This window comes from Halomonas sp. IOP_31, assembly GCF_021151495.1.
Classification (GTDB): Bacteria; Pseudomonadota; Gammaproteobacteria; order Pseudomonadales; family Halomonadaceae; genus Modicisalibacter; species Modicisalibacter zincidurans.
Map to the genome: position 1 here is coordinate 23,675 of NZ_JAIRBP010000025.1, position 22,866 is coordinate 46,540.

The window sequence follows — 22,866 nt, forward strand, 5'->3', positions numbered from 1 at the left end:
GCTTGGCAGCGCGCTGGTGGTAGAGGGCCCGACAGGGCTGAAACATTACACCACCGGTCCCCCGGCGACGGCGAGCCCGGAGGCTCGCCGTCTTCGCGATGGCCGCGGTCTCAGCCCTTGTTGGCGGCCTGGGCGGCGTCGATCACATCCTGTCCGATCTCGTCGGCGAATTCCTTCCACACCGGTTTCATGGCGTCGACCCACTGCTGACGCTGCTCGGGGGTCAGCTCGATGATCTCGGACTTGCCGGAATCGACAATCGCCTGCTTGGCCTCCTTGTTCTCCTGGGCGGCGATCGAGTTCCCGTAGGCGAGCGCTTCCTGCATGGCCTTTTCCAGCACAGGGCGAACGTCATCCGGCAGGCCGTTCCAGAAGCGATCCGACGTGACCACCATGTAATCGATGACGCCGTGGTTGGACTCGGTGATGTACGGCTGCACCTCGTAGAACTTCTGCGAGTAGATGTTCGAGTAGGTGTTCTCCTGGCCGTCGATGGCCCCGGTCTGCAACAGGATGAACACCTCGGAGAACGGCTTCTTGAGCGGCGCGGCATCGATCGCCTCGAACTGCGCCTGCAATACGTCGGAGGTCTGAATCCGGAATTTCTTGCCGGCGGCGTCTTCGGGCACGCGCAGCGGCTCGGAAGCCGACAGCTGCTTGAGACCGTTGTGCTGATAGCCCAAGCCGATCAAGCCCTTGTCCTGCATGGAGGTCAGCAACTGCTTGCCGGTCGCGCTGTTCTCGAAGCGCTCGACCGCGGCCATGTCCTCGAACAGGAAAGGCAGGTCGAAGACCTGGAGCTGATCGGTGTACTTCTGGAACTTGGACAGCGACGGCGCGGCGAGCTGGACGTCACCCAGCAGCATGGCCTCGAGCACCTGATCGTCGCCATAGAGTTGGGAATTGGGATAGACCTCGACCTCGACCTGGTCGCCGACCGAGCTCTGCTCGACCAGTTCCTTGAACTTCTCGGCCATCTGACCCTTGGGGGTGTTCTCGGCGACCACGTGGGAGAACTTGATGGTGATCGGGTCGGCGGCGAAGGCCGAACCGGCCAGCATGATGCCGGCGGCCAGTGAGGCGAGCGCAGCGAGCTTGTAGGTAGGCATGCCGTAATCCTTGTGATTGTAATAGTGTGAGTAGCCCAATGGACTTATCGGATGCTGGCATAGCTCAATAACGGCGAGTATTAGTATTTGAGCAAACCAGGGTTAGCCTACGCTGAAACCTTGCTGGACGGGGTAAAACCTTCATAGCCGAAGATCGCTTGCAGCAACGCCTGACCGCAGCTCGGCAGGGCTTCCAGTTCCCTGACGACGATGCTGCGCTCACGCTGAGCCCAGGCGTCGTCCAGTTCGATCAACTGGATGGCCAGGGTGCGCTGATAGCGAAGCGCGCACGACTCGGGCAGGATGCCGATACCCACCCCCGCCTCGATCATCCGGCAGGCCGGCTCGAAGCCGAGTACCTGGATGCGCAGAGGCAGGCTCTTGCCCATGTCCTTGACCTGATCCTGAAGGAACTGCAGCAGGGTGCTGCCGTCGTGTAGTCCGACATGCGGATAGTCCAGCGTCTCGTGGAAGCTGACCGGGGGCCTGTCGGCTAGCGCATGCCCCCGGGGCACGACCAGCACCAATCGGTCCAGGCTGAACGGCAGCAACTGTAGCCCCTGGGCCTCGGCCACCCCCGCCACGACGCCCAGATCCGCCGTGCCATCGAGTACGCCACGCACGATATCCCGAGTCAGCCGTTCCTGAAGGTCGACGGTGATGCCGGGGCGGGTGGCCAAAAATCGGGCCAGCACATCGGGCATGAACTCGGTCACCGCCGTGGTGTTGGCGAAGATGCGTAGGTGGCCAGCGGCGCCATCGGCATATTCCGAGAAATCGCTTTTCACATGCTCGACCTGACGCAGGATCGTCCGGGCATGACGGAGTAGGCGCTCCCCCGCCGGGGTGAGCTCCACGCCCTGGCTGCTGCGATAGAACAATCGGCTTCCCAACTGACCTTCGAGGGCCTTCATTCGTGTACTGGCCGCTGCCGTGGAAAGGTGGGCGCGCTGGGCGCCGCCCGTCATGCTGCAGGCCTCGGCGACGTGGATGAACAATCGCAAGTCAGGCAAATCGAAATGCATGCACCTTCTCCTGAGCGGGGGTCATCAAGTCGCTCGATAACGCGGGCTTTCGGCTCAGCAGAACACCGCCTTATGCAAAAGCAAATTCTCTAAAGGTCCCATCCCTGCGCATCCTGATGGCACAACCACAGGAGGACAGGACATGGTGGGTGCTGAGGTCAGCGACTGGATCGGCAACCAGGAGCACAGTGAGGACGGGCTGAGCGCGGCCTTGGTCACGCGCATCGCGGCGACGTTCGACCTCCCATGCCCGGCGAGCGGGCAGCCTTTGCCGCCGCTATGGCACTGGGCTTTCTTTCAGGAGCCCGTCGCGCCAGCGCAGTTGGGCAGGGACGGCCATCCCGCACGCGGTGGCTTCCTGCCGCCCGCCGAAGGGCGCAACCGGATGTGGGCCGGCGGCCGGCTGGACTTCATTCAACCGCTGCGCGTGGATATGCCCGCGGCGCGCCACTCGACGATCGCGGCTATCAAGGAGAAGCAGGGGCGGACCGGCAAGCTACTGTTCGTCACGGTGCGCCATGACTACACCCAGCAGGGCGAAGCCTGCATTCGGGAAGAACAGGATATCGTCTATCGGGAGCCCTCGCCGCTGCGGCTGTCGCTGAACACGCCGCTGCCCGAGCCCGAGTGGGCGGAGTCCATCCGGCCCACGCCGCTCATGCTGTTCCGCTATTCGGCGGTGACCTTCAACGGCCATCGCATTCACTACGACTGGCCGTACGCCACCGAGGCCGAAGGCTACCCCGGGCTGGTCGTGCATGGCCCGATGATCGCCACGCTGATGGTTCAGGCCTTCTGCAACGCCCACCCCCACGCCATGCCGACACGGCTTGCCTACCGCGGCCTGCGCCCGCTGATTGCCAACGGCGACTTTCAGGTTGCCGGCCGCCATGAAGAGGCCGGCCGGGCCGCGCTGTGGGCCTTCAACGATCGCGGGCCGGCCCACGAGGCGGAAATTCACTACCAGGAGAATGGCTGATGTTTGCCCATGACACCGAGGCCCTGGAGGCCATCCGCGACGGCGTACGAAGCCTGTGCAGCCACTACGATGCGGCCTACTGGCGCGGCGTCGACGAACGCAAGGCGTTCCCCGAGGAGTTCGTCGCTGCGCTGACCGAGGCCGGCTGGCTGGCGGCGATGATTCCTGAGGAATATGGCGGCTCGGGGCTGGGCCTGAACGAAGCCTCGGTGATCCTCGAGGAGGTCAACCGCTGCGGGGGCAACTCCGGCACCGTGCACGGCCAGATGTACAACATGTTCACTCTTTTGCGCCACGGCTCCGAGGAGCAGAAGCAGCACTTCCTGCCGAAGATCGCCGCGGGCGAGCTGCGTCTGCAGTCGATGGGAGTCACCGAGCCGACCACCGGCACCGACACCACCAAGATCAAGACCACCGCGGTCAGGCAGGGCGACAAGTACGTCATCAACGGCCAGAAGGTGTGGATCTCGCGCATCCAGCACTCCGATCTGATGATCCTGCTGGCGCGCACCACGCCGCTCGACCAGGTGCAGCGCAAGTCGGAGGGCATGTCGATCTTCCTGGTCGACCTGCACGCGGCGATCGGCAACGGCCTGACCGTGCAGCCGATCGCCAACATGGTCAATCACGAGACCAACGAGCTGTTCTTCGACAACCTGGAGATTCCGGCGGACAGCCTGATCGGCGAGGAGGGCAAGGGCTTTCGCTACATCCTCGACGGGCTGAACGCCGAGCGTACGCTGATCGCCGCCGAATGCATCGGCGACGGGCGCTGGTTCATCGAGAAAGCCAGCGACTATGCCCGCAGTCGCGAGGTGTTCGGCCGGCCGATCGGCCAGAATCAGGGTGTCCAGTTCCCCATCGCCCAGGCGCACATCGAAATCGAGGCCGCCGACCTGATGCGCTGGCGGGCCTGCCACGAGTACGACAACGGCCTGCCCGCCGGGGCCAGCGCCAACATGGCCAAGTACCTGGCCGCCGAGGCGTCGTGGAAGGCGGCCAACGTCTGCCTGCAGACCCACGGCGGGTTCGGCTTCGCCAGCGAGTACGATGTCGAGCGCAAGTTCCGCGAGACCCGGCTCTACCAGGTCGCACCGATCTCGACCAACCTGATCCTGTCCTACGTCGCCGAGCACCTGCTCGAGCTGCCGCGGTCCTTCTAGGAGACGTCCGATGAGCCATCCCACCCGGACCCTGGCCGCCTTCCTGGCCGATCTCGATTACCCGGCCCTGCCCGAGCGGGTCGTGGCGCGCTGCGAGGAGCTGTGCCTCGACTGGCTGGGCTCGGCGCTGGCCGGCAAGAACCAGCCGCCGATTCCGCTGTTCGAGCGCTACGCACAGCGCATGGGGCCGGCGAGTGGGGCCAGCGAATCGCTGACCGACCGGCGGCTGACCTCGCCGCACTTCGCCGCACTGGTCAACGCCGCCGCCTCGCACGTCGTCGAGCAGGACGACCTGCACAACAGCTCGGTGCTGCATCCCGGCACGGTGGTCTTTCCCGTCGCGCTGGCCACCGCCCAGGAACTCGGCGCCTCGGGCCGCGAGCTGATCGTCGCCGCCGTGGCGGGCTACGAGGCGGGGATTCGTATCGGCGAGTTCCTCGGTCGCTCGCACTACGCCACCTTCCACACCACCGGCACCGTGGGCACGCTGGCCGCCGCCGTGGCGGTCGGCAAGCTGCTCGGCTTCGACGAGGATCGCTTCGTCCACGTGCTGGGTAGCGCCGGCACCCAGGCCGCGGGGCTGTGGGAATTTTTGCGCGATGGCGCCCACTCCAAGCAGCTGCATACCGCCAAGGCGGCCGCCGACGGGCTGCTGGCCGCCTACCTGACCGCCGAGGGCCTGACTGGGGCGCAGCGCATCCTGGACGGCAGGCAGGGCATGGCCGCGGGGATGTCGCGCGATGCCGATGACCGCTATCTGACGGATCGCCTCGGCGAGCGCTGGGCGCTCGAGGAGACCTCGTTCAAGTTCCATGCCTCGTGCCGGCACACCCATCCCGCCGCCGATGCGCTGCTAGCGCTGATGCAGACGCACGGCCTCGAGCATCGGGACATCGAGCACGTCACCGCCCGCGTGTACCAGGCAGCCATCGACGTGCTGGGCCCGGTGACCCGGCCCGCCTCGATCCATCAGGCCAAGTTCTCGATGGGCACGGTACTGGGGCTGATCGCCGTGCATGGCCAGGCGGGCCTCGAGGAGTTTCAGCGCCACGCCCTCGAGGACAGCCAGGTCATCGCCTTCAGGGAGCGGGTGAGCATGCAACTCGATCCCGAGGTCGACGCGGCTTACCCGAAGAAGTGGCTGGGGCGCGTCGAGGTAACGACCCGCGACGGCCGGGTACTCAGCCAGGCGATCGACGATCCTAAGGGCGATCCTGGCAACACCCTGTCGCGGGCCGAGCTCGAAGACAAGTTCCGGCGCTTGGCGGCCTTTTCCGGCGCGGCCTCGTCAACCGAAGCCCATCAGTTGGTTGCCTGGGCCTGGCAGTTGCGGGACCAGCCGCGCATCGCGCCGCTGCTCCAGACCCCGACGCGCGAGAACACGCGTGAGAGCACTCGTGAAAGCACTCATGAAAACAAGGGAGCCGACGCATGAACGAGTCAGCCACCTCCCCGCGCCCCTTGGACGGCATCACCGTCGTCAGTTTGGAGCATGCCATCGCTGCGCCCTTCTGCACCCGCCAACTGGCGGATATGGGCGCGCGGGTCATCAAGGTCGAACGTCCCGGCGTCGGGGACTTCGCCCGGGGTTACGACGCGCGGGTCCACGGCCTGTCCTCCCACTTCGCGTGGACCAACCGCTCCAAGGAGAGCCTGACCCTCGACGTCAAGCACGGCGAAGCCCGGACGATCCTGGACAGCCTGCTGGCCCAGGCCGACGTGCTGGTGCAGAACCTGGCGCCGGGGGCCGCGGCCCGGCTGGGGCTGTCCTTCGAGACGCTGCACGCCGACTTCCCGCGGCTGATCGTGTGCGATATCTCGGGCTACGGTGAGGATGGCCCCTATCACACCAAGAAGGCCTACGACCTGCTGATCCAGAGCGAGGGCGGCTTCCTGTCGACGACCGGCACGCCGGGGCCGGAGGGCATGGCCAAGGCGGGCTGCTCGATCGCCGATATCGCCGCCGGCATGTACGCCTACAGCAATATCCTCTCCGCGCTGTTGCTGCGCGGGCGCACCGGCACCGGCAGCCACATCGACGTGTCGATGCTCGAGAGCCTGGTCGAGTGGATGGGCTATCCCATGTACTATGCCTTCGACGGCGCCGAGCCGCCGCCGCGGGCGGGGGCCTCGCATGCCACCATCTATCCCTACGGCCCGTTTCCCACCGGCGACGGCCAGACCGTCATGCTGGGCCTGCAGAACGAGCGCGAATGGCAGGTATTCTGCGAGAAGGTCCTGCAGCAGCCCGAGCTGGCCGGGGATGAACGCTTTTCCGCCAATGCCCGGCGCTCCACCCACCGCGACGCGCTGCGCTCACTGATCGTGCAGGCGTTTGCCGCGCTGAGCGCGGACGAGGTGCTGGCCCGGCTCGACGAGGCACAGATCGCCAACGCCCATGTCAACGACATGCATGGCGTCTGGGCGCATCCGCAGCTCAAGGCGCGCCAGCGCTGGGCGAGCGTCGGCAGCCCCGCCGGCGAGATTCCGGCGCTGCTGCCACCGGGGCGCAATAGCGCGTTCGTGGCGCAGATGCAGCCGGTACCCGCGCTCGGCGAGCACAGCGAACGGATCCTCGCCGAGCTGGGCTACGATCGCGACGCCATCCGTCACCTGAAAGAACACAACGTCATTTGATGGAGCCGTTATGAGTCCGGATGCCCTGCGCTCCATTCTGTTCGTTCCGGCCACCCGCCCGGAGCGCATCGCCAAGGCCCTGGCCAGCCCGGCCGATGCCGTCATCGTCGACCTGGAAGACGCCGTCGCCGAAAGCGACAAGGCGGTCGCACGGGAGTCGCTCGATACGTTTCTGAACCACAACCCGCAAGCCAGGCTCATGGTTCGGGTCAATGCGCCTGGCACCGGCCACTACAAGTCCGATCTGGCGCTATGTTCACGCTATGCCAATGTCACGCGCCTGGTGATTCCCAAGACGGAGTCCTGTCAGGCTCTGGAGACGGCAGCGACCTGCAACAAACCCCTATGGCCGTTGATCGAAACGGCCCGGGGCCTCCTGGCGTTGCCCACGCTGGTCTATGTCTCGGGCGTGGAGCGGCTGAGCTTCGGCGCGCTGGACATGGGCGCGGAGCTGGGGCTGGAAACTGGCACGCCGGGCGCACAGCAGATCCTGGATCAGAGTCGCTATGCGCTGTTGATTCATTCTCGCGCTGCGGGTTTGATGGCGCCGATCGAGAGCGTGCATCCTTCGATTGAGGACACCGCAGCGATTGCACAGGCGGCCAAACGGGCCAGAGAGATGGGCTTTTCCGGGATGCTATGCATTCACCCCAAACAGCTGCCACCGATCAACCAGGCATTTACGCCCTCCGAGGCTGAGATCGCCTGGGCGAACAAGGTCATGGAGGGCGTGGCGCAGCACACGGGGGCCTTTAGCCTCGACGGACAGATGGTCGATGCCCCGGTCATCGCGCGTGCCCAGGGGGTTCTTGCCAAGGCCAAGGTGCGCGCATCATGACGCGTTGCGCAGCCCAAGCATGAGCCAGCGTCACCGCAGACTGGCGATGATGCTTGCGGTATTACCGCCATAGCCAATGGTTATTTCAAGCCTGTCCCGGGCCATTCGGTGACCTGCGCGCCTACGGCCAAATGTGTTCTGCTGTCGATAGTCTATAAAAAGGGAGGCAGCATGTCGGGCACGATTGCATCGGATTTTTCTTATCACCGCTATGCGGGCAAGGCGCTGCCTGGCCGTATGGACGATAGCTGTCACCTTCTGGCGTGGCATAGTCTCGACGTGGCGGCGGTGGGCTGGCATTTGTTGGCCCCGAGCCGGCCGTTGACGCGTCACTTGGCTGCGCGCCTCGCTATGGAGCCTGAAGCGCTGCGGGGATTTTTGGTCTTCCTGCTGGGGCTGCATGATCTGGGCAAGTTCTCGCGAGCATTCCAGGAGGTGCTGAAGCTGTCGGTCGAAGGCATGGCCCCGCCGCTGGGCATGCCTTACTCGGAGCGCCATGACCGGCTGGGTGTGCTGCTGTGGGATCATTGCTGGCTTCAGTGGCGCAAAGACGGCACCCTGCGTTGGCCAGGCGACAGCAACGCTTCTGCCAGAAAGCTCGCCGAACCGATGATCAGCCTGATGGCGCCTTTCTTTGGCCATCACGGCCGGCCGGTTGCGACCGGGCACTTGCGAGTGGAGACCTTCTTCGGCCGCGACGCGATAGCGGATGATGTCGAGGCGGCGAGAGGCTTCATCGCTGATTGGGCGGCACTGATCCAGCCGCATTGGCCGATAGATAAATTGCTCGACAGCGAGTGGCTCGAGGTCTTCAAGACGCTGAGTTGGACCATCGCGGGCTGGGCGACGTTGAGTGACTGGCTTGGCTCTCATCGCGATCATTTTCCCTATCGGCAGCGGGCGATGAACCTGGCCGAATACTGGCCGATGGCGCTTGCACAAGCCGAGTCGGTTCTGGGAGTCACCGGGTTTTCCCATGCGCTCGAGCCCGTGCCCTTCGAAAGTCTGGCGCAGTGGTTCGACGGAGACATCACGCCGACGCCCTTGCAGCGGGAAGCTGAGTCGACGCCGCTGGCAGAAGGGCCTCAACTGTTCATTCTCGAGGACGTCACGGGGGCCGGAAAAACCGAGGCCGCCTGCATCCTCGCCCAACGGATGCTGGCGACCGGGCAGGGGGAGGGGCTCTACTTCGCGCTGCCGACCATGGCGACCTCCAATGCGATGTACGCCCGGCTGGGCGATCTGCATCATCGCTTTTTCAGCGCGGAGTCCCGGCCGTCTTTCGTGCTCGCGCACGGGGCGCGTGAGTTGAACGAGGATTTCGAGCGCGCGGTGATGACGGCGCAGCCAGACGATGGCGATTACGCAGCAATCGATACCAGCGCCTCGACCCAATGCAATCGGTGGCTTGCCGATTCGCGCAAGAAGGCGCTGCTGGCGGATGTGGGCGTCGGCACGATCGATCAGGTGCTGATGGGCTTGCTACCGTTTCGGCACCAGTCGCTGCGGATGCTTGGATTGGCCCGCAAGGTGTTGATCGTCGATGAAGTCCACGCCTTCGATCACTATATGCAGACGCTGCTGCATCAGTTACTGGCACATCATGCTCGTCAGGGCGGCAGTGCCATATTGCTGACGGCTACGCTGCCGTTTGCCATGCGCCAGGCCTTGGTGAACGCCTGGCGCCAAGGGCAGCGCCTCCCCCCGGCTAAGCTCGTCAAAACGGACTTTCCCCTACTGACGCAGTGTGGTGATGACTCTCCTTGGGAGACGCCATTGGGAACGCGCCCGGAAGTCGCCCGTCGCGTCGATGTTGACTGGCTTTCCGATGAAGACGAGGCGGTGAAAGCAGTCATGGCCTCGGTCGAGGCGGGGGAATGCATCGTCTGGGTGCGTAACACGGTAGATGACGCCATACGCGCCTGGCAGCAGATCAGCGCCTGCCATCCTGATCCCGAGCGATGCCTGCTGTTCCATGCGCGTTTTGCGATGATGGATCGCAGACGTCTCGAGTCCGAAGTGATCTCGCGCTTGGGAAAGTCCTCCCGCGCGGATGTCAGGCGGTCACAAGTCGTTATTACCACGCAGGTTTTTCAGGAAAGTCTGGACTGCGACGCTGACCGTATGATCAGCGATATCGCGCCTATTGATCTGTTGATCCAGCGTGCCGGGCGTCTTCAACGTCACCAGCGCGGGGAACGTCTATCGCCGAGACTCACAATTCTTGCGCCTGAATGGGACGATCAGCCGGAGGCGGACTGGCTGCAACGCACGCTGCCGGGTACACAAGCGGTGTATCGGGATACTTCGCTGGTCTGGCTGACGCAGCAGGTGCTGCGCGCGCAAGGTGCCATCGAGTTGCCTGGCGAGGCGCGCACGCTGATCGAGAGCGTTTATGCCTGCCCTATCGATGATATCCCCGAGGCTCTGGACCAGGTGAGGCTGGAAGGCAGTGGTGACCGCAAGCGCTCAGTCGCGATGGCGAATTACAACGCTCTCGACCTGGAAGCGGGATATCGGCTCAACGAAGACTTCGATCAATGGCAGGAAGAGCGCGAGACCGGGACTCGCCTGAGTGACGAGCCGAGCGTCAACGTCGTGCTGCTCAAGCGCGAGGGCGACGAACTCGCGCTATGGGCCGACGGTGAGCGTCACGCCGATATGCTGAGTCAGTGCCGCTTGCGAGAGAGCCAGGCAAGAAAGCTGACCGAGCTGCCCGAACGCGACACCGAGAGCTGGGAGGCATTGCAGAAACGCTACAAGGCGCTGCGTTTTACCCAGCCCTGGCTGCCCGACGAGGATGACGGCTGTCGATACGATAGGCAGTGGGGCGTGGAGTTTTCTTGATGATGGGAGATGCGGGAGTGGCTATGGCCATACATCTCGCATAGCGATAGCCACCGTCTACAGAAACCGCTGACCTGACCCGTGCATAAAGAGAGTGGATGATTGCCAATAGCCAGCCTGGAGTAAATGTCATCTTCGCGCTACACAATAGGCTATTCTGTAGCGCGAAGGTTACTTATGGCAACTCCTCACAATCCTCCGGCAGCCGTACGCCGCGCGCTGCGCAAACTTGGGGCCGACATTCACGATGCGCGTCGCCGGCGCAGGCTGACCATGGCCGTCGTTGCCGAGCGCGCCTTCACGTCGCGCTCGACCCTGCAGAGAATCGAGGCGGGTGACGCCAGCGTCGGCATCGGTATCTATGCCAGCGTTCTTCAGGCGCTCGGCCTTCTCGACGGACTCGCCGGTATTGCGGACATCGGCAACGACAGTGTCGGTCAGGCGCTTGCCAGCGCCGAGCTGCCCAAGCGAGTCGTGTTGAAGCGCCCACCGAGGTCCTCGCGAAATGACTGAGTTCGATGGGTAGCCCCGCTGGCGCGGGGAGCGATTTCACCCACTTGCGCGGTCGGGTCTATGGACCGGTCCATCACCACGGGCGTGGTGAACGACAGCGGCGGATTATGCGGGCGCTTGACGCGCAGCACAATCTGCGGTAACAATCATGTTACTATTTTTCAATCAGGTCTTTGAACCTTGTCTATATCTGTAGGCATGATGATTAGCGCTCAGTTAACACACAAGCGGTCGACGCTTCCCACATCAAGGACTGGCCAGGAGGCCATATGCTTTTCAGGTTTTATTTCCCAACCAGGAAAGGCCGCGTGCTGGCTATCCGTAGCTATCGGCTTGCCGAGTCGGCTTCACCGTCGCGTGCTGGAGGACGCAGCCGTGACCTGATCTAACCACCTGCTGGCCCAGGTCGGGGCCAGCTCTTTCCCTGCTTTTGGTGACGCCAATGAACCTTCTCGCCGATCCCTGGCTCCCATTCCAAGACAAAAACGGAGCCGTTACCTACCAGCCCCCCTCGGCACTGGCTGACCCCGATATTCTCGATCTCGAACTTCCCCGTGCGGATTTTCAGGGCGCTGCCTGGCAGTTCTTGATCGGCCTGCTGCAAACCGCCATGACGCCGAAGAATACCGATGCCTGGCTGGATCGCTACCAGCAGCCACCAAGCGTCGAGGAACTGGAAGCAGCATTGGCGCCTTTCGCGGCGGCGTTCGAACTCGACGGCGACGGCCCGCGCTTTATGCAGGATATTGACCCGCTCGAGGATGTAAAAGTGTCGTCGGTCGCCGGTCTGTTGATCGACTCTCCCGGAATCAATACCGTCAAAAAGAATCGAGATTTCTTCGTCAAGCGTGGCCGGGTGGAAGCTATGTGCCAGGACTGCGCGGCACTGGCGCTCTATACCATGCAAATTAACGCTCCCGAGGGTGGTGCCAGTATACGCACAGGGCTCCGCGGAGGCGGGCCATTGGCGACGCTGATCTTGCCCGAGGATGAAACGCAACCGCTGTGGAAGCGCCTCTGGCCCAATGTAATGCCCGCCGATGCGCTGCCCCAGCCGGGCCAGACCTGGCGTACGCCATCGGCGGAAGATCCCGATCTGTTTTTCTGGATGAGCCGAACCCGCGTCAGTGACAGCAAGGGCACTGAGGTGTACCCGGAGCAGGTTCACCCGCTGCATGTCTTCTGGTCCATGCCGCGCCGCTACAGGCTTTTGTTTGAAGGAGATTCCGGTGGCTGCGATCTCTGCGGACGCGAGGCAGCACAGTTGGTGCGCCAGCTTCGCTCGAAAACGCATGGCGTCAACTATGAGGGTCCGTGGCGCCATCCTCTAACGCCTTATCGTATGAACCCCAAAAAGCCTGAGAATTTTCCGTACTCAAGGAAAGGACAGGCTGATGGCTTAGGTTACCGTCATTGGCCGGGCTTGGTGCTGGAGGACGAGACGGTTAGCGGCACTTTACCGGCGCGCGCGGTAACCCACCATTTGAAGAAATACCAAATGGTCAAGGCTGCTCAGGATGATGGAGAAGCTTTTGACGCACTCTTTCAGCGCGTACGTCTTTGGGTGTTTGGCTATGACATGAAGCAGGCCAATGCCCAAGGCTGGTACAGCACCGAGATGCCACTGGTAGGCGTGCCGGATCGATATCAGGACTTATTCAGGGGTTGGGTCCAGCGCTTCGTCGATCTGGCCGGCGATTTTGCCTGGACCGTGCGTAATCAGCTCAAGCGCGCCTGGTTCAAGCGCCCCGAGGATGCCAAGGGCGATATGAGTCAGATCGATGCCCAGTTTTTCGAGGCCACGCAACTCGCATTTTTTGAGGCGCTACGCCAGATGGGCGAGACGCTGCGCGACGACATCCCCGAGCCGGTGCTTTCCAGTGAGGTTCACAAGATTTGGCATCAGTCGCTCAAGAATGAGGCTCTGAAACTCTTCGACGCCCAGGCCATCAGCGGGCCGCTGGAAGGAATGAAAATGCAGCAGCTCGAGCGCATCACGGGGGCTCGGCGCTATCTGCTGGCGTATCTGAATGGTAGCGGCAAAAAGGTGGGCAAAACGGTTCAGACATTCGCCAAGGCCGGCGGGTTCGAGCTGCCAGCGCAGGCGCCCAAAACCAACAATACGGAGAGCGCAGCATGAGTGAGATTGAGGAGGGAGCGGAGTCGCAAACCGCAAGCGATCACACCGAGAGTACGGTCGAAAGCCATCTCTACGCGATCAAGCGGCAAGAGGCCTTCGAGCTACGGCGCTGGTGGCAGCGTCTTACTTTGGATGAAACGATGCTCAAACGTTACACAAAGCAGCGCCCCCATCCCCGAGGCGTGCGTGCGGCACTCCGGCGTTGCGAAAGCATCGAGCAGGTCATGTTGACCGAAGCGTTTCGTCATCTCTGGTTCGCGCTGGAAGCGCGGGTCTGGCTTAACGATCAGTCCAGCGATCACCCCACTACGCGTAACCATCGCCTTGAAACGTGGGCAACAATTGCGGCCATCGTCGCCGAATTGCGCGACGAAGCATTCGATGTTCCCCTCGCGCGGCGGCTTGGCGAGAACCGGCCCAACACCGCGGATACTCCACGCATGAGCGACCTGCGCTTTCAGCAGCTTTTGGACTGCCATACGCCCGAGGAGCTGATCCGCCGTTTCCGTCGGGCGCTGAAACTCGCCGACAACACCGGCGTCAGCGTCGTGCGCCTGGCGGATAACGTCGCGCTCTGGCATCGCGAACAGCGTGGCCAGTATCGCCCTGAGGTGACCGAGCGCTTCGCCTTTGTCATGAGCGACGGCTATTTCAAGGCGCGCGCCATGAAAGCGTCTTCGAGCGACTGATCCATCGACCACGAACGTCACCGATAAATATTCATCATTACCATTTCAGGGAACATTTCATGAGTCACTTCATTCAGCTACATCTTCTGACTGCCTACCCGCCCTCCAACCTCAACCGCGACGATCTGGGGCGCCCCAAGACGGCGTTCATGGGTGGGGCGCGCCGCTTACGTGTTTCCTCCCAAAGCCTCAAGCGTAACTGGCGGACTTCTGCGCTATTTGAAGAGGCCGTCGATGGGTACAGGGGCACGCGTACCAAGCGCCTGGGTAAGCAGGTGTATGATCGCATGTCAGACGCCGGCGAAAAAATCGCTGGCGCTAGCGCGGAGAAGATCGCGAGCGTCTTCGGCAAGCTACGCAAGGTCGATAAAAACGAAAAACACGAATACGAAATCGAGCAGCTCGTTCATGTCGGGCCGGAGGAGTTAGCGGCCGTAGAGCGCCTGGCCGACACGCTGAGGGCGGAGAAGCGTGAGCCAACCGATCAGGAACTCAAGGAACTGCTCGAGCAGCGGCCGACAGCCGTCGATGTGGCGCTTTTCGGACGCATGCTCGCCGCGGCGCCGAGCTACAACGTCGAGGCGGCCTGTCAGGTAGCCCATGCGATTACCGTGCATGCCGCCGAGGTCGAAGACGACTACTTCACTGCGGTCGACGACCTCAACTCAGGCAACGAAGACCGCGGCGCGGCGCATATCGGTGAAGCCGGTTTTGCCGCCGGGCTGTTCTATCTCTATGTCTGCATCGACCGGGATCTGCTGGTCGAGAACCTGCAAGGCAAGGAGGAGCTGGCCGACCACGCCATTGCTGCGCTGGTCGAGTCCGCCGTCAAGATCTCCCCCAAGGGCAAGCAGAACAGCTTCGGCTCTCGCGCCCACGCCAGCTATCTGCTGGCAGAAAAAGGCGATCAGCAGCCGCGCTCGCTGTCGGCCGCCTTCCTGCAGCCGGTCAATGGTGAGGGACAGGCCATCAAGGCTATCGAGAAGTTGGAAAAACAGGCGCAGGCGTTCGATGACGCTTACGGTCCCGGCGCCGATCGCCGATTCATTCTCTCGGCGACACCCGAGTACGAAAAGCCCGCTTTGAAAGGGAACACGTCGACGGGGAATCTGCAGGATCTGCAGTCCTTTCTCAAAGGCGACGACTGAGCGGAGGCGACATGCCGAACTATCTAGTCTTTCGCCTCTATGCGCCAATGGCGAGCTGGGGAGAAGCCGCAGTCGGGGAAACCCGACCGACGGCGACCTATCCCGGGCGTAGTGCCATTATCGGGCTCATCGGCGCCGCGCTGGGCATCCGGCGCGATGACGACGCGGGGCAGCAGAGTCTGCGTAAGAGTCTTGCCGTTGCCGTCAAACAGCGCTCTCCAGGCCTGCTGCTACGCGACTATCACACCATTCAGGTACCGGCATCACAGTCGAAGGTGAGCTACCGTTCGCGGCGTGAAGAACTTTCGGTACCCAAGGCTACCCTCAATACCATTCTCTCTACGCGAGATTACCGCTGCGACGGCTTGTGGGTGGTGGCACTGCGTTTGGCGTCTGACGCTGCCTGGTCGCTGGACGAACTTAGAAACGCGCTGGAGAAACCCCGTTTCACGCTCTATCTCGGTCGCAAGGCCTGCCCGCTGGCAGCACCCCTCATGCCCGTCGTCGTGGAGGCAAATCACTGGCGGGAAGCGCTGGATCACGGCTTCGAAAGCGGACTGAACACTGAGAAAACCTGGCTACCACTGGTCGGCAACGAGACACAGGACCGACGTCTGCTGAGGTTACCCGATCAAGTGGTCTATGCGTGGGAAGGTGACATCCAAGCACTGGATGGCAATGCTGATGCGGCGGAGTCCAGCGAGGTCTGGGACGAGCCGCTGCATCGTCGGCGCTGGCAGTTCGGCGCCCGGATCGAGCATCGGCGGGTGGTACGTACCGAGGAGGGGCGCTGATGTATCTCGCGAAAGTCACAGTTGACCTCAATACGCTGTCTCGGACGCAGTTGTTCGATGTGATGGAGGGCGGTGCCTATACCGCTCACCAGCTCCTTTGGACGCTATTTCCGGAACATCAGGGCGAACGCCCATTTCTTTTTCGCCAGGAGATGGAGGAAGACGAAGTGTCCGGCAGCATGAAAGGACTGCCACGATTCTATGTCTGCTCCAGGCATCAACCGGCTGCGGTCGACGGTTTCGACGTGCAGTGCAAGCCATTCACGCCCGAGCTTAGACAGGGCGACCGCCTTGCCTTTCGGCTACGCGCCAACCCCACGGTGGCTCTGTCCGGTGGCCGTGGCCAGCGCTCTCACCGAGCCGATGTACTCATGGCCGCCAGAAAGCCATTTCCGCCAGGAGAGCGTGCCAGCTCGGCGTGTTCCGAAGTCATGAACAAGGCCGCGAAAGCGTGGTTGAATACGCGTGCCGAGCGTCACGGCTTTGCGCTTCCGGTCTCCCCGGAAGTGGGGGCGTATCGTCAGCACGAGCTGCAAAAAGCGGGGCGGCGTGAGGCGATTCGCTTCTCCAGCGTGGACTACGAAGGATTGCTCGATGTGACCGACCCCGAACGGCTGCTCGAGACGCTGGCCCACGGGATGGGGCGTGCCAAGGCATTCGGGTGCGGGTTGTTACTGTTGCGCCGGGTGCCGGGGCTGGTATGAGCTTCATCCCCCTCAAACCCATCCCCCTCAAGGACCGTATGTCGATGATCTTTGTCGGGATGGGACAGATCGATGTTCGCGACGGCGCCTTCGTGGTGGTCGATGAGGTCAACGGCGAGCGCATGCATATCCCGGTCGGCTCAGTCGCCTGCCTGTTGCTCGAACCGGGAACTCGAGTTTCCCATGCCGCCGTCAAGTTGGCGGCCACCGTGGGTACGCTGCTGATCTGGGTAGGAGACGCGGGGGTTCGGTTATACAGCGCCGGGCAACCCGGCGGCGCGCGCTCCGACAAATTGCTTTACCAAGCGCAGTTGGCACTGGATGAAACGCTGCGTCTCAAGGTCGTACGCAAGATGTTCGAGCTGCGTTTCGGTGAGGAACCACCCTCACGACGTAGCGTCGACCAGTTGCGGGGCATGGAGGGCGCGCGGGTTCGCAAGACTTATCAACTGCTGGCCAAGCAGTATGGCCTGAAATGGCAGGGACGTCGCTATGATCCGAAGCAATGGGATGCCTCGGATGTGGCTAATCAATGCCTCTCTGCAGCAACGTCCTGCCTTTACGGCATTACCGAAGCCGCCATTCTGGCGGCGGGTTATGCACCGGCGATCGGTTTTCTGCATACCGGCAAGCCGTTGAGCTTCGTCTACGACATTGCCGATATCGTCAAATTCGAGACCGTCGTGCCGGCGGCCTTCCGCATTGCCGCCAAAAATCCGCCCATGGCTGATCGGGAAGTGCGAATTGCCTGTCGCGACGCGTTCAAGCAGACCCGTCTGCTGCAGCGTCTGATTCCCATGATCGAAGAAGTGCTGGCGGCGGGTGAGATCGAACCTCCACTTCCGCCGGCTGATTCGGTACCGCCCGCTATTCCCGAGCCCGAATCCTTGGGCGATGCAGGGCATAGGAGTCAATGACATGGCGATGTTGATAGTGGTCACTGAAGCCGTGCCGCCCAGACTTAGGGGACGCTTGGCAGTTTGGCTGCTTGAGATTAGAGCCGGCGTCTATGTGGGCGATGTCAGTAAACGTATTCGTGAAATGATTTGGGAGCAGATTGAGGTGCTGGCCGAGGAGAGTGGCAATGTTGCCATGGCCTGGGCCAGCAATCACGAATCCGGCTTCGAATTCCAGACTTATGGCGACAGCCGCCGCGTGCCCATCGACCATGACGGATTGCGCTTGGTGCGGTTTTTGCCGCCTTCCGATAACTAATTGTTTTAAAAGGTTCTTTAAAAATAAAGGCTGGTTAAAAAATGATCGAAATCGCCGGTAGATTATCCGCCGGTGATTTTATCTTTTAGAAACAAGTGTCTATGATTAGACCGTTCCCCGCAGGCGCGGGGATAAACCGTGAGCCTTCTCGTTGAGGCTCAGGTTCTCCTCCCGTTCCCCGCAGGCGCGGGGATAAACCGGTCGCCTGACGTCTGTAACCGGCCGCCGGCCCCCGTTCCCCGCAGGCGCGGGGATAAACCGGTTGACATAAGGGCAGCAGCTAACGAAGGGTGCCGTTCCCCGCAGGCGCGGGGATAAACCGCCGCGCATGGACCTACTGCTGGCCGACATGCCCCGTTCCCCGCAGGCGCGGGGATAAACCGCGCCTGCCGGCGTCTATGACATCACCTTCAACCCGTTCCCCGCAGGCGCGGGGATAAACCGCAGCGATGCTCGTCAACTCGGGCGTGACAGACCCGTTCCCCGCAGGCGCGGGGATAAACCGCACGTCATCGCTCGACCCCAGCGCATCCTTTGCCGTTCCCCGCAGGCGCGGGGATAAACCGATGCTGGCGTACTGGCTGGACGACTGGCCGTACCGTTCCCCGCAGGCGCGGGGATAAACCGCTCACCATGGAGTCGTTACAGGACATCGCCTACCCGTTCCCCGCAGGCGCGGGGATAAACCGTGAGTGCCTCGTAGGGCATAGCCTGTTGTGCACCGTTCCCCGCAGGCGCGGGGATAAACCTTGAGCAGCAAATAGGTGTTAGCCAAACGTGGCCCGTTCCCCGCAGGCGCGGGGATAAACCGGATGGCGAGCTGTACGAAATCAAATCCGGCTCGCCGTTCCCCGCAGGCGCGGGGATAAACCGCCGCTCGAGTGAGCGGCAAACGCAGGGTGAACCCGTTCCCCGCAGGCGCGGGGATAAACCGCCTTCGCCGAGCTTGGCAACGAGATCAATGGCCCGTTCCCCGCAGGCGCGGGGATAAACCGGATTTGCAGATTGTCGGGTACATGCCTGCCGCCCGTTCCCCGCAGGCGCGGGGATAAACCGAGGCCGTAACACGAGAGCGCGAGGTATCGGAACCGTTCCCCGCAGGCGCGGGGATAAACCGAACTGCTACGACACCCAATCGGGCAACAGCTACCGTTCCCCGCAGGCGCGGGGATAAACCGTGCGCGATCAGATCCGGGCCGCTCAGCTCGAACCGTTCCCCGCAGGCGCGGGGATAAACCGTCGGTCTTCAGGGCATAGACGGTGCTGCCGTCCCGTTCCCCGCAGGCGCGGGGATAAACCGCCGACCATGTCGCGGATGTCCGCCTCGAGGTCCCGTTCCCCGCAGGCGCGGGGATAAACCGTTCCTGCAGAACGGCGAGAAGCAGCTCGAGGCCCGTTCCCCGCAGGCGCGGGGATAAACCGTAGTGCATGCGCTGGGCCACGGTGACGTTGTGCCGTTCCCCGCAGGCGCGGGGATAAACCGCTAGGGAGCTAAGACAATGGCAACGCAATCCGCCGTTCCCCGCAGGCGCGGGGATAAACCGGTATTGGTATAAAACCTGAAAAAGCCGTCAGCCCGTTCCCCGCAGGCGCGGGGATAAACCGGCCCCCCTGCAGTTTCTCAAAGACACTAGGGACCGTTCCCCGCAGGCGCGGGGATAAACCGCGGGCCTTACCGACACCAGGCGGGAATACGCCCCGTTCCCCGCAGGCGCGGGGATAAACCGAACCCTATAGGCTATATAAAAAATTCTCTATGCCGTTCCCCGCAGGCGCGGGGATAAACCGATCAGCCTGTTGCTTCCATTGGTTGAAGTGCTCCGTTCCCCGCAGGCGCGGGGATAAACCGGCAATCAGACTGGCCCCGTGAACCACATTCCGCCGTTCCCCGCAGGCGCGGGGATAAACCGTTTGATCTTGTCGTGATCGACGAGGCGCACGTCCGTTCCCCGCAGGCGCGGGGATAAACCGTCCTGCTTGAGCGATTCCCAGTCGCCAGAACCCCGTTCCCCGCAGGCGCGGGGATAAACCGCCGAGACTCGCTACAGCTCATACGCAATTGGCCCGTTCCCCGCAGGCGCGGGGATAAACCGTCGTGCAGCCCGAGCTGCTGCTGATAGTGCGGCCGTTCCCCGCAGGCGCGGGGATAAACCGGATCTTCGCCATTGCCATCGAGTAGCCGGCATCCGTTCCCCGCAGGCGCGGGGATAAACCGTTGAACGGCCTTCAGATCGACCTGACCGCTGACCGTTCCCCGCAGGCGCGGGGATAAACCGGTGGCGGCGTTGAGTCTCCCGTCGCCGACTCTCCGTTCCCCGCAGGCGCGGGGATAAACCGTGATTGTCAGGGAAGGGAAAGGGGCTGTTTCTCCGTTCCCCGCAGGCGCGGGGATAAACCGCCGAGACGCCTTGACCCTATCGCCGCCCTGTACCGTTCCCCGCAGGCGCGGGGATAAACCGCTGCGCGTGCCCGAGGTCCGTGAGCTGAAACGCCGTTCCCCGCAGGCGCGGGGATAAACCGTAGATCGACTGCAGCGCGCCCAGGTAGTCGGGCCGTTCCCCGCAGGCGCGGGGATAAACCGCCGTGGATCCAGAAATATTCGTCGAGGTAGGTCCGTTCCCCGCAGGCGCGGGGATAAACCGTACGAGGGCTCAGGCCGCGAGAGCGATCTAAACCGTTCCCCGCAGGCGCGGGGATAAACCGCCGACCGGGTCAAGATCGACGTCGGTCACGCCCCGTTCCCCGCAGGCGCGGGGATAAACCGTCGCCCAGCGCCTCTGGGGTAATTCTTTCATCCCGTTCCCCGCAGGCGCGGGGATAAACCGGTCACAGAAGCCCGTCGCCTGCTTCGCCAGTACCGTTCCCCGCAGGCGCGGGGATAAACCGGCGGTGGAGAGAGCCGGCGATCTCCTCGCCGGCCGTTCCCCGCAGGCGCGGGGATAAACCGTCAGCGATGGTGCGAACCTGCTGAGGCGAGAGCCGTTCCCCGCAGGCGCGGGGATAAACCGGGGGATCTGTAGCAATGCGAGGGAACGCTCGACCGTTCCCCGCAGGCGCGGGGATAAACCGTTGGCCCGCGAGGTGCTCGACGACCTGACCGACCGTTCCCCGCAGGCGCGGGGATAAACCGTACGATTGCGGCATTCGGTGATCGAGGGTAAACCGTTCCCCGCAGGCGCGGGGATAAACCGGTATAAAACACCTTATGAGGCAGCTATTTCTTCCGTTCCCCGCAGGCGCGGGGATAAACCGCATCGAAACCGGGATCAGAATTAGCGTAAACACCGTTCCCCGCAGGCGCGGGGATAAACCGACCAAAATGGCCAAGTCCGTGCTCGATGCCGGCCGTTCCCCGCAGGCGCGGGGATAAACCGTTGCTGCTGGCGAGCTTTGAGAGCCTCTTGCTCCGTTCCCCGCAGGCGCGGGGATAAACCGACGTTCAGCGACTACAGTCGTCATCCTCTCCCCCGTTCCCCGCAGGCGCGGGGATAAACCGCCGGGGCGGTGATCAGCGCCGTCGAGAACCAGCCGTTCCCCGCAGGCGCGGGGATAAACCGGAATCGAGACGGCGCTGAGCGTTACCGAGCTCCCGTTCCCCGCAGGCGCGGGGATAAACCGTCACAGAACCCCGACCGCAAGCAGTACGACGACCGTTCCCCGCAGGCGCGGGGATAAACCGAATCGGCGGACGTGCAGCTTGCTCTTTGTTCGCCGTTCCCCGCAGGCGCGGGGATAAACCGCTGAACGATGTCGAACAGGGCCAGCACAGTGCCCGTTCCCCGCAGGCGCGGGGATAAACCGGCGTTCAGCGCGGTACCCACCTCGCCGCGGCGCCGTTCCCCGCAGGCGCGGGGATAAACCGGGCTCGCCGAGCGCCTAGGCGTCACGCCTCGCCCGTTCCCCGCAGGCGCGGGGATAAACCGTTTGATCTTGTCGTGATCGACGAGGCGCACGTCCGTTCCCCGCAGGCGCGGGGATAAACCGTCCTGCTTGAGCGATTCCCAGTCGCCAGAACCCCGTTCCCCGCAGGCGCGGGGATAAACCGTTGGCTTAGAGCGTCTTCGAGGCTAGTTCCCTCCGTTCCCCGCAGGCGCGGGGATAAACCGGAAGCCGACGAGCTCGAAGCCTGCCGCCTAATCCGTTCCCCGCAGGCGCGGGGATAAACCGTGGAACACCACCGCCCGGCGGAGCAGCCCGTACCGTTCCCCGCAGGCGCGGGGATAAACCGCCAGAATTGCTTGGCAACGAGGATCAAGTGCTCCGTTCCCCGCAGGCGCGGGGATAAACCGGCGAACGCTACGCACTGGCGGCGCATGTGGGCCCGTTCCCCGCAGGCGCGGGGATAAACCGGAATCCGCATGACCGACATCATACACAGCGAGCCGTTCCCCGCAGGCGCGGGGATAAACCGAGGTGCGCGACGTGTGGGCCAAGATCGCCCGCCCGTTCCCCGCAGGCGCGGGGATAAACCGACGGTACTGGGTCAGCAACGGGTCAGCAAGGACCGTTCCCCGCAGGCGCGGGGATAAACCGTCCCCGCCCTACCGGCCAACATCACGGCCCCTCCGTTCCCCGCAGGCGCGGGGATAAACCGCTCCAATTGCAAAATTTATTTAAGAGCGTTTTCCGTTCCCCGCAGGCGCGGGGATAAACCGGATAGTGTCGAGGCGCTGGGCGGTAGCTGGATCCGTTCCCCGCAGGCGCGGGGATAAACCGCGGCTCATATCGCCTTTGACGCGCTCGTTGTCCCGTTCCCCGCAGGCGCGGGGATAAACCGGCTGAGCGCGACGCGATCCTCGACCTGATCCGCCGTTCCCCGCAGGCGCGGGGATAAACCGCCCGTCATCTGCTCCCACCAGTGCTGCACCTGCCCGTTCCCCGCAGGCGCGGGGATAAACCGTCCATGGGGTCAGCGTGATTCAGGATGAACTCCCGTTCCCCGCAGGCGCGGGGATAAACCGCCGTTCGCAATAGCAAGGTTCGGATAGTACGAGCCGTTCCCCGCAGGCGCGGGGATAAACCGGAGATTTACGATGAGCATTGAGAACTCCCTGACCGTTCCCCG

The 22,866-nt window shown here is 63.1% G+C and carries 16 protein-coding genes and 1 CRISPR repeat array (1 of these 17 running past the window's edge); of the genes, 14 read left to right on the plus strand and 2 right to left on the minus strand.

Annotated elements, in window-relative coordinates:
* Positions 1-110 precede the first annotated feature (110 nt).
* Both K7I12_RS12705 and K7I12_RS12710 read right to left on the minus strand, forming a co-directional pair.
* Positions 111-1,109, minus strand: coding sequence for a TRAP transporter substrate-binding protein (locus K7I12_RS12705; protein ID WP_231664340.1), 999 nt, complete (start codon positions 1,107-1,109; stop codon positions 111-113).
* A gap of 107 nt (positions 1,110-1,216) precedes the next feature.
* A complete protein-coding gene (locus K7I12_RS12710) occupies positions 1,217-2,134 on the minus strand; it encodes a LysR substrate-binding domain-containing protein (protein WP_231664341.1) in 918 nt (305 codons plus the stop codon).
* Positions 2,135-2,276: 142 nt separating this feature from the next.
* Here K7I12_RS12710 and K7I12_RS12715 point away from each other — a divergent pair, with 142 nt between their 5' ends.
* The 14 genes from K7I12_RS12715 (at position 2,277) to cas2e (ending at position 17,801) form a co-directional block, all read left to right on the plus strand.
* Positions 2,277-3,113 (plus strand): FAS1-like dehydratase domain-containing protein, encoded by an 837-nt coding sequence (locus K7I12_RS12715; RefSeq protein WP_231664342.1) that lies wholly within the window; start codon positions 2,277-2,279, stop codon positions 3,111-3,113.
* Positions 3,113-4,276, plus strand: a complete 1,164-nt coding sequence (locus tag K7I12_RS12720; protein ID WP_231664343.1) for an acyl-CoA dehydrogenase family protein — start codon at positions 3,113-3,115, stop codon at positions 4,274-4,276. Before K7I12_RS12715 ends, K7I12_RS12720 begins: the two co-directional genes overlap by 1 nt.
* A gap of 10 nt (positions 4,277-4,286) precedes the next feature.
* On the plus strand, positions 4,287-5,711 hold the full coding sequence (locus K7I12_RS12725; protein WP_231664344.1) for an MmgE/PrpD family protein: 1,425 nt from the start codon (positions 4,287-4,289) through the stop codon (positions 5,709-5,711).
* Positions 5,708-6,913 (plus strand): CaiB/BaiF CoA transferase family protein, encoded by a 1,206-nt coding sequence (locus K7I12_RS12730; protein WP_231664345.1) that lies wholly within the window; start codon positions 5,708-5,710, stop codon positions 6,911-6,913. The genes K7I12_RS12725 and K7I12_RS12730 overlap by 4 nt, the downstream gene beginning before the upstream one ends.
* A gap of 10 nt (positions 6,914-6,923) precedes the next feature.
* A complete protein-coding gene (locus K7I12_RS12735; protein ID WP_231664346.1) occupies positions 6,924-7,751 on the plus strand; it encodes an HpcH/HpaI aldolase/citrate lyase family protein in 828 nt (275 codons plus the stop codon).
* Between the two features lie 171 nt (positions 7,752-7,922).
* The gene (gene cas3 / locus K7I12_RS12740; protein WP_231664347.1) at positions 7,923-10,598 is read left to right on the plus strand and encodes a CRISPR-associated helicase Cas3'; all 2,676 of its coding nucleotides are present in this window, start codon (positions 7,923-7,925) and stop codon (positions 10,596-10,598) included.
* A 177-nt stretch (positions 10,599-10,775) separates the two neighbouring features.
* Positions 10,776-11,111, plus strand: coding sequence for a helix-turn-helix domain-containing protein (locus K7I12_RS12745; protein ID WP_269438672.1), 336 nt, complete (start codon positions 10,776-10,778; stop codon positions 11,109-11,111).
* A 442-nt stretch (positions 11,112-11,553) separates the two neighbouring features.
* On the plus strand, positions 11,554-13,251 hold the full coding sequence (gene casA, locus K7I12_RS12750; RefSeq protein WP_231664349.1) for a type I-E CRISPR-associated protein Cse1/CasA: 1,698 nt from the start codon (positions 11,554-11,556) through the stop codon (positions 13,249-13,251).
* Positions 13,248-13,940 (plus strand): type I-E CRISPR-associated protein Cse2/CasB, encoded by a 693-nt coding sequence (gene casB / locus K7I12_RS12755; protein WP_231664350.1) that lies wholly within the window; start codon positions 13,248-13,250, stop codon positions 13,938-13,940. The genes casA and casB overlap by 4 nt, the downstream gene beginning before the upstream one ends.
* Before the next feature lie 59 nt (positions 13,941-13,999).
* Positions 14,000-15,088 (plus strand): type I-E CRISPR-associated protein Cas7/Cse4/CasC, encoded by a 1,089-nt coding sequence (gene cas7e, locus K7I12_RS12760; RefSeq protein WP_231664351.1) that lies wholly within the window; start codon positions 14,000-14,002, stop codon positions 15,086-15,088.
* A gap of 11 nt (positions 15,089-15,099) precedes the next feature.
* Positions 15,100-15,882 carry a type I-E CRISPR-associated protein Cas5/CasD gene (cas5e, locus tag K7I12_RS12765; RefSeq protein WP_231664352.1) on the plus strand — a complete coding sequence of 261 codons (783 nt, stop codon included), beginning with the start codon at positions 15,100-15,102 and terminating at the stop codon, positions 15,880-15,882.
* Positions 15,882-16,586 (plus strand): type I-E CRISPR-associated protein Cas6/Cse3/CasE, encoded by a 705-nt coding sequence (gene cas6e / locus K7I12_RS12770; RefSeq protein WP_231664353.1) that lies wholly within the window; start codon positions 15,882-15,884, stop codon positions 16,584-16,586. Before cas5e ends, cas6e begins: the two co-directional genes overlap by 1 nt.
* A complete protein-coding gene (gene cas1e, locus K7I12_RS12775) occupies positions 16,583-17,503 on the plus strand; it encodes a type I-E CRISPR-associated endonuclease Cas1e (RefSeq protein ID WP_231664354.1) in 921 nt (306 codons plus the stop codon). Before cas6e ends, cas1e begins: the two co-directional genes overlap by 4 nt.
* Before the next feature lies 1 nt (position 17,504).
* Complete coding sequence (cas2e, locus tag K7I12_RS12780) at positions 17,505-17,801, plus strand: type I-E CRISPR-associated endoribonuclease Cas2e (protein ID WP_231664355.1); 297 nt, start codon at positions 17,505-17,507, stop codon at positions 17,799-17,801.
* 110 nt (positions 17,802-17,911) lie between these two features.
* A CRISPR array of direct repeats spans positions 17,912-22,866; the repeat unit is 29 nt; unit sequence CCGTTCCCCGCAGGCGCGGGGATAAACCG; it runs 1,792 nt beyond the window's last position.

What these genes read in the sequence shown, in the direction of transcription:
- casB (WP_231664350.1), top strand. Translation starts at nt 13,248, where the DNA reads ATGAGTGAGATTGAGGAGGGAGCGGAGTCGCAAACCGCAAGCGATCAC.
- K7I12_RS12725 (WP_231664344.1), top strand. Translation starts at nt 4,287, where the DNA reads ATGAGCCATCCCACCCGGACCCTGGCCGCCTTCCTGGCCGATCTCGAT.
- K7I12_RS12730 (WP_231664345.1), top strand. Translation starts at nt 5,708, where the DNA reads ATGAACGAGTCAGCCACCTCCCCGCGCCCCTTGGACGGCATCACCGTC.
- K7I12_RS12720 (WP_231664343.1), top strand. Translation starts at nt 3,113, where the DNA reads ATGTTTGCCCATGACACCGAGGCCCTGGAGGCCATCCGCGACGGCGTA.
- K7I12_RS12735 (WP_231664346.1), top strand. Translation starts at nt 6,924, where the DNA reads ATGAGTCCGGATGCCCTGCGCTCCATTCTGTTCGTTCCGGCCACCCGC.
- cas2e (WP_231664355.1), top strand. Translation starts at nt 17,505, where the DNA reads ATGGCGATGTTGATAGTGGTCACTGAAGCCGTGCCGCCCAGACTTAGG.
- cas6e (WP_231664353.1), top strand. Translation starts at nt 15,882, where the DNA reads ATGTATCTCGCGAAAGTCACAGTTGACCTCAATACGCTGTCTCGGACG.
- casA (WP_231664349.1), top strand. Translation starts at nt 11,554, where the DNA reads ATGAACCTTCTCGCCGATCCCTGGCTCCCATTCCAAGACAAAAACGGA.
- cas1e (WP_231664354.1), top strand. Translation starts at nt 16,583, where the DNA reads ATGAGCTTCATCCCCCTCAAACCCATCCCCCTCAAGGACCGTATGTCG.
- K7I12_RS12715 (WP_231664342.1), top strand. Translation starts at nt 2,277, where the DNA reads ATGGTGGGTGCTGAGGTCAGCGACTGGATCGGCAACCAGGAGCACAGT.
- K7I12_RS12705 (WP_231664340.1), bottom strand. Translation starts at nt 1,109, where the DNA reads ATGCCTACCTACAAGCTCGCTGCGCTCGCCTCACTGGCCGCCGGCATC.
- K7I12_RS12745 (WP_269438672.1), top strand. Translation starts at nt 10,776, where the DNA reads ATGGCAACTCCTCACAATCCTCCGGCAGCCGTACGCCGCGCGCTGCGC.
- cas5e (WP_231664352.1), top strand. Translation starts at nt 15,100, where the DNA reads ATGCCGAACTATCTAGTCTTTCGCCTCTATGCGCCAATGGCGAGCTGG.
- cas7e (WP_231664351.1), top strand. Translation starts at nt 14,000, where the DNA reads ATGAGTCACTTCATTCAGCTACATCTTCTGACTGCCTACCCGCCCTCC.
- cas3 (WP_231664347.1), top strand. Translation starts at nt 7,923, where the DNA reads ATGTCGGGCACGATTGCATCGGATTTTTCTTATCACCGCTATGCGGGC.
- K7I12_RS12710 (WP_231664341.1), bottom strand. Translation starts at nt 2,134, where the DNA reads ATGCATTTCGATTTGCCTGACTTGCGATTGTTCATCCACGTCGCCGAG.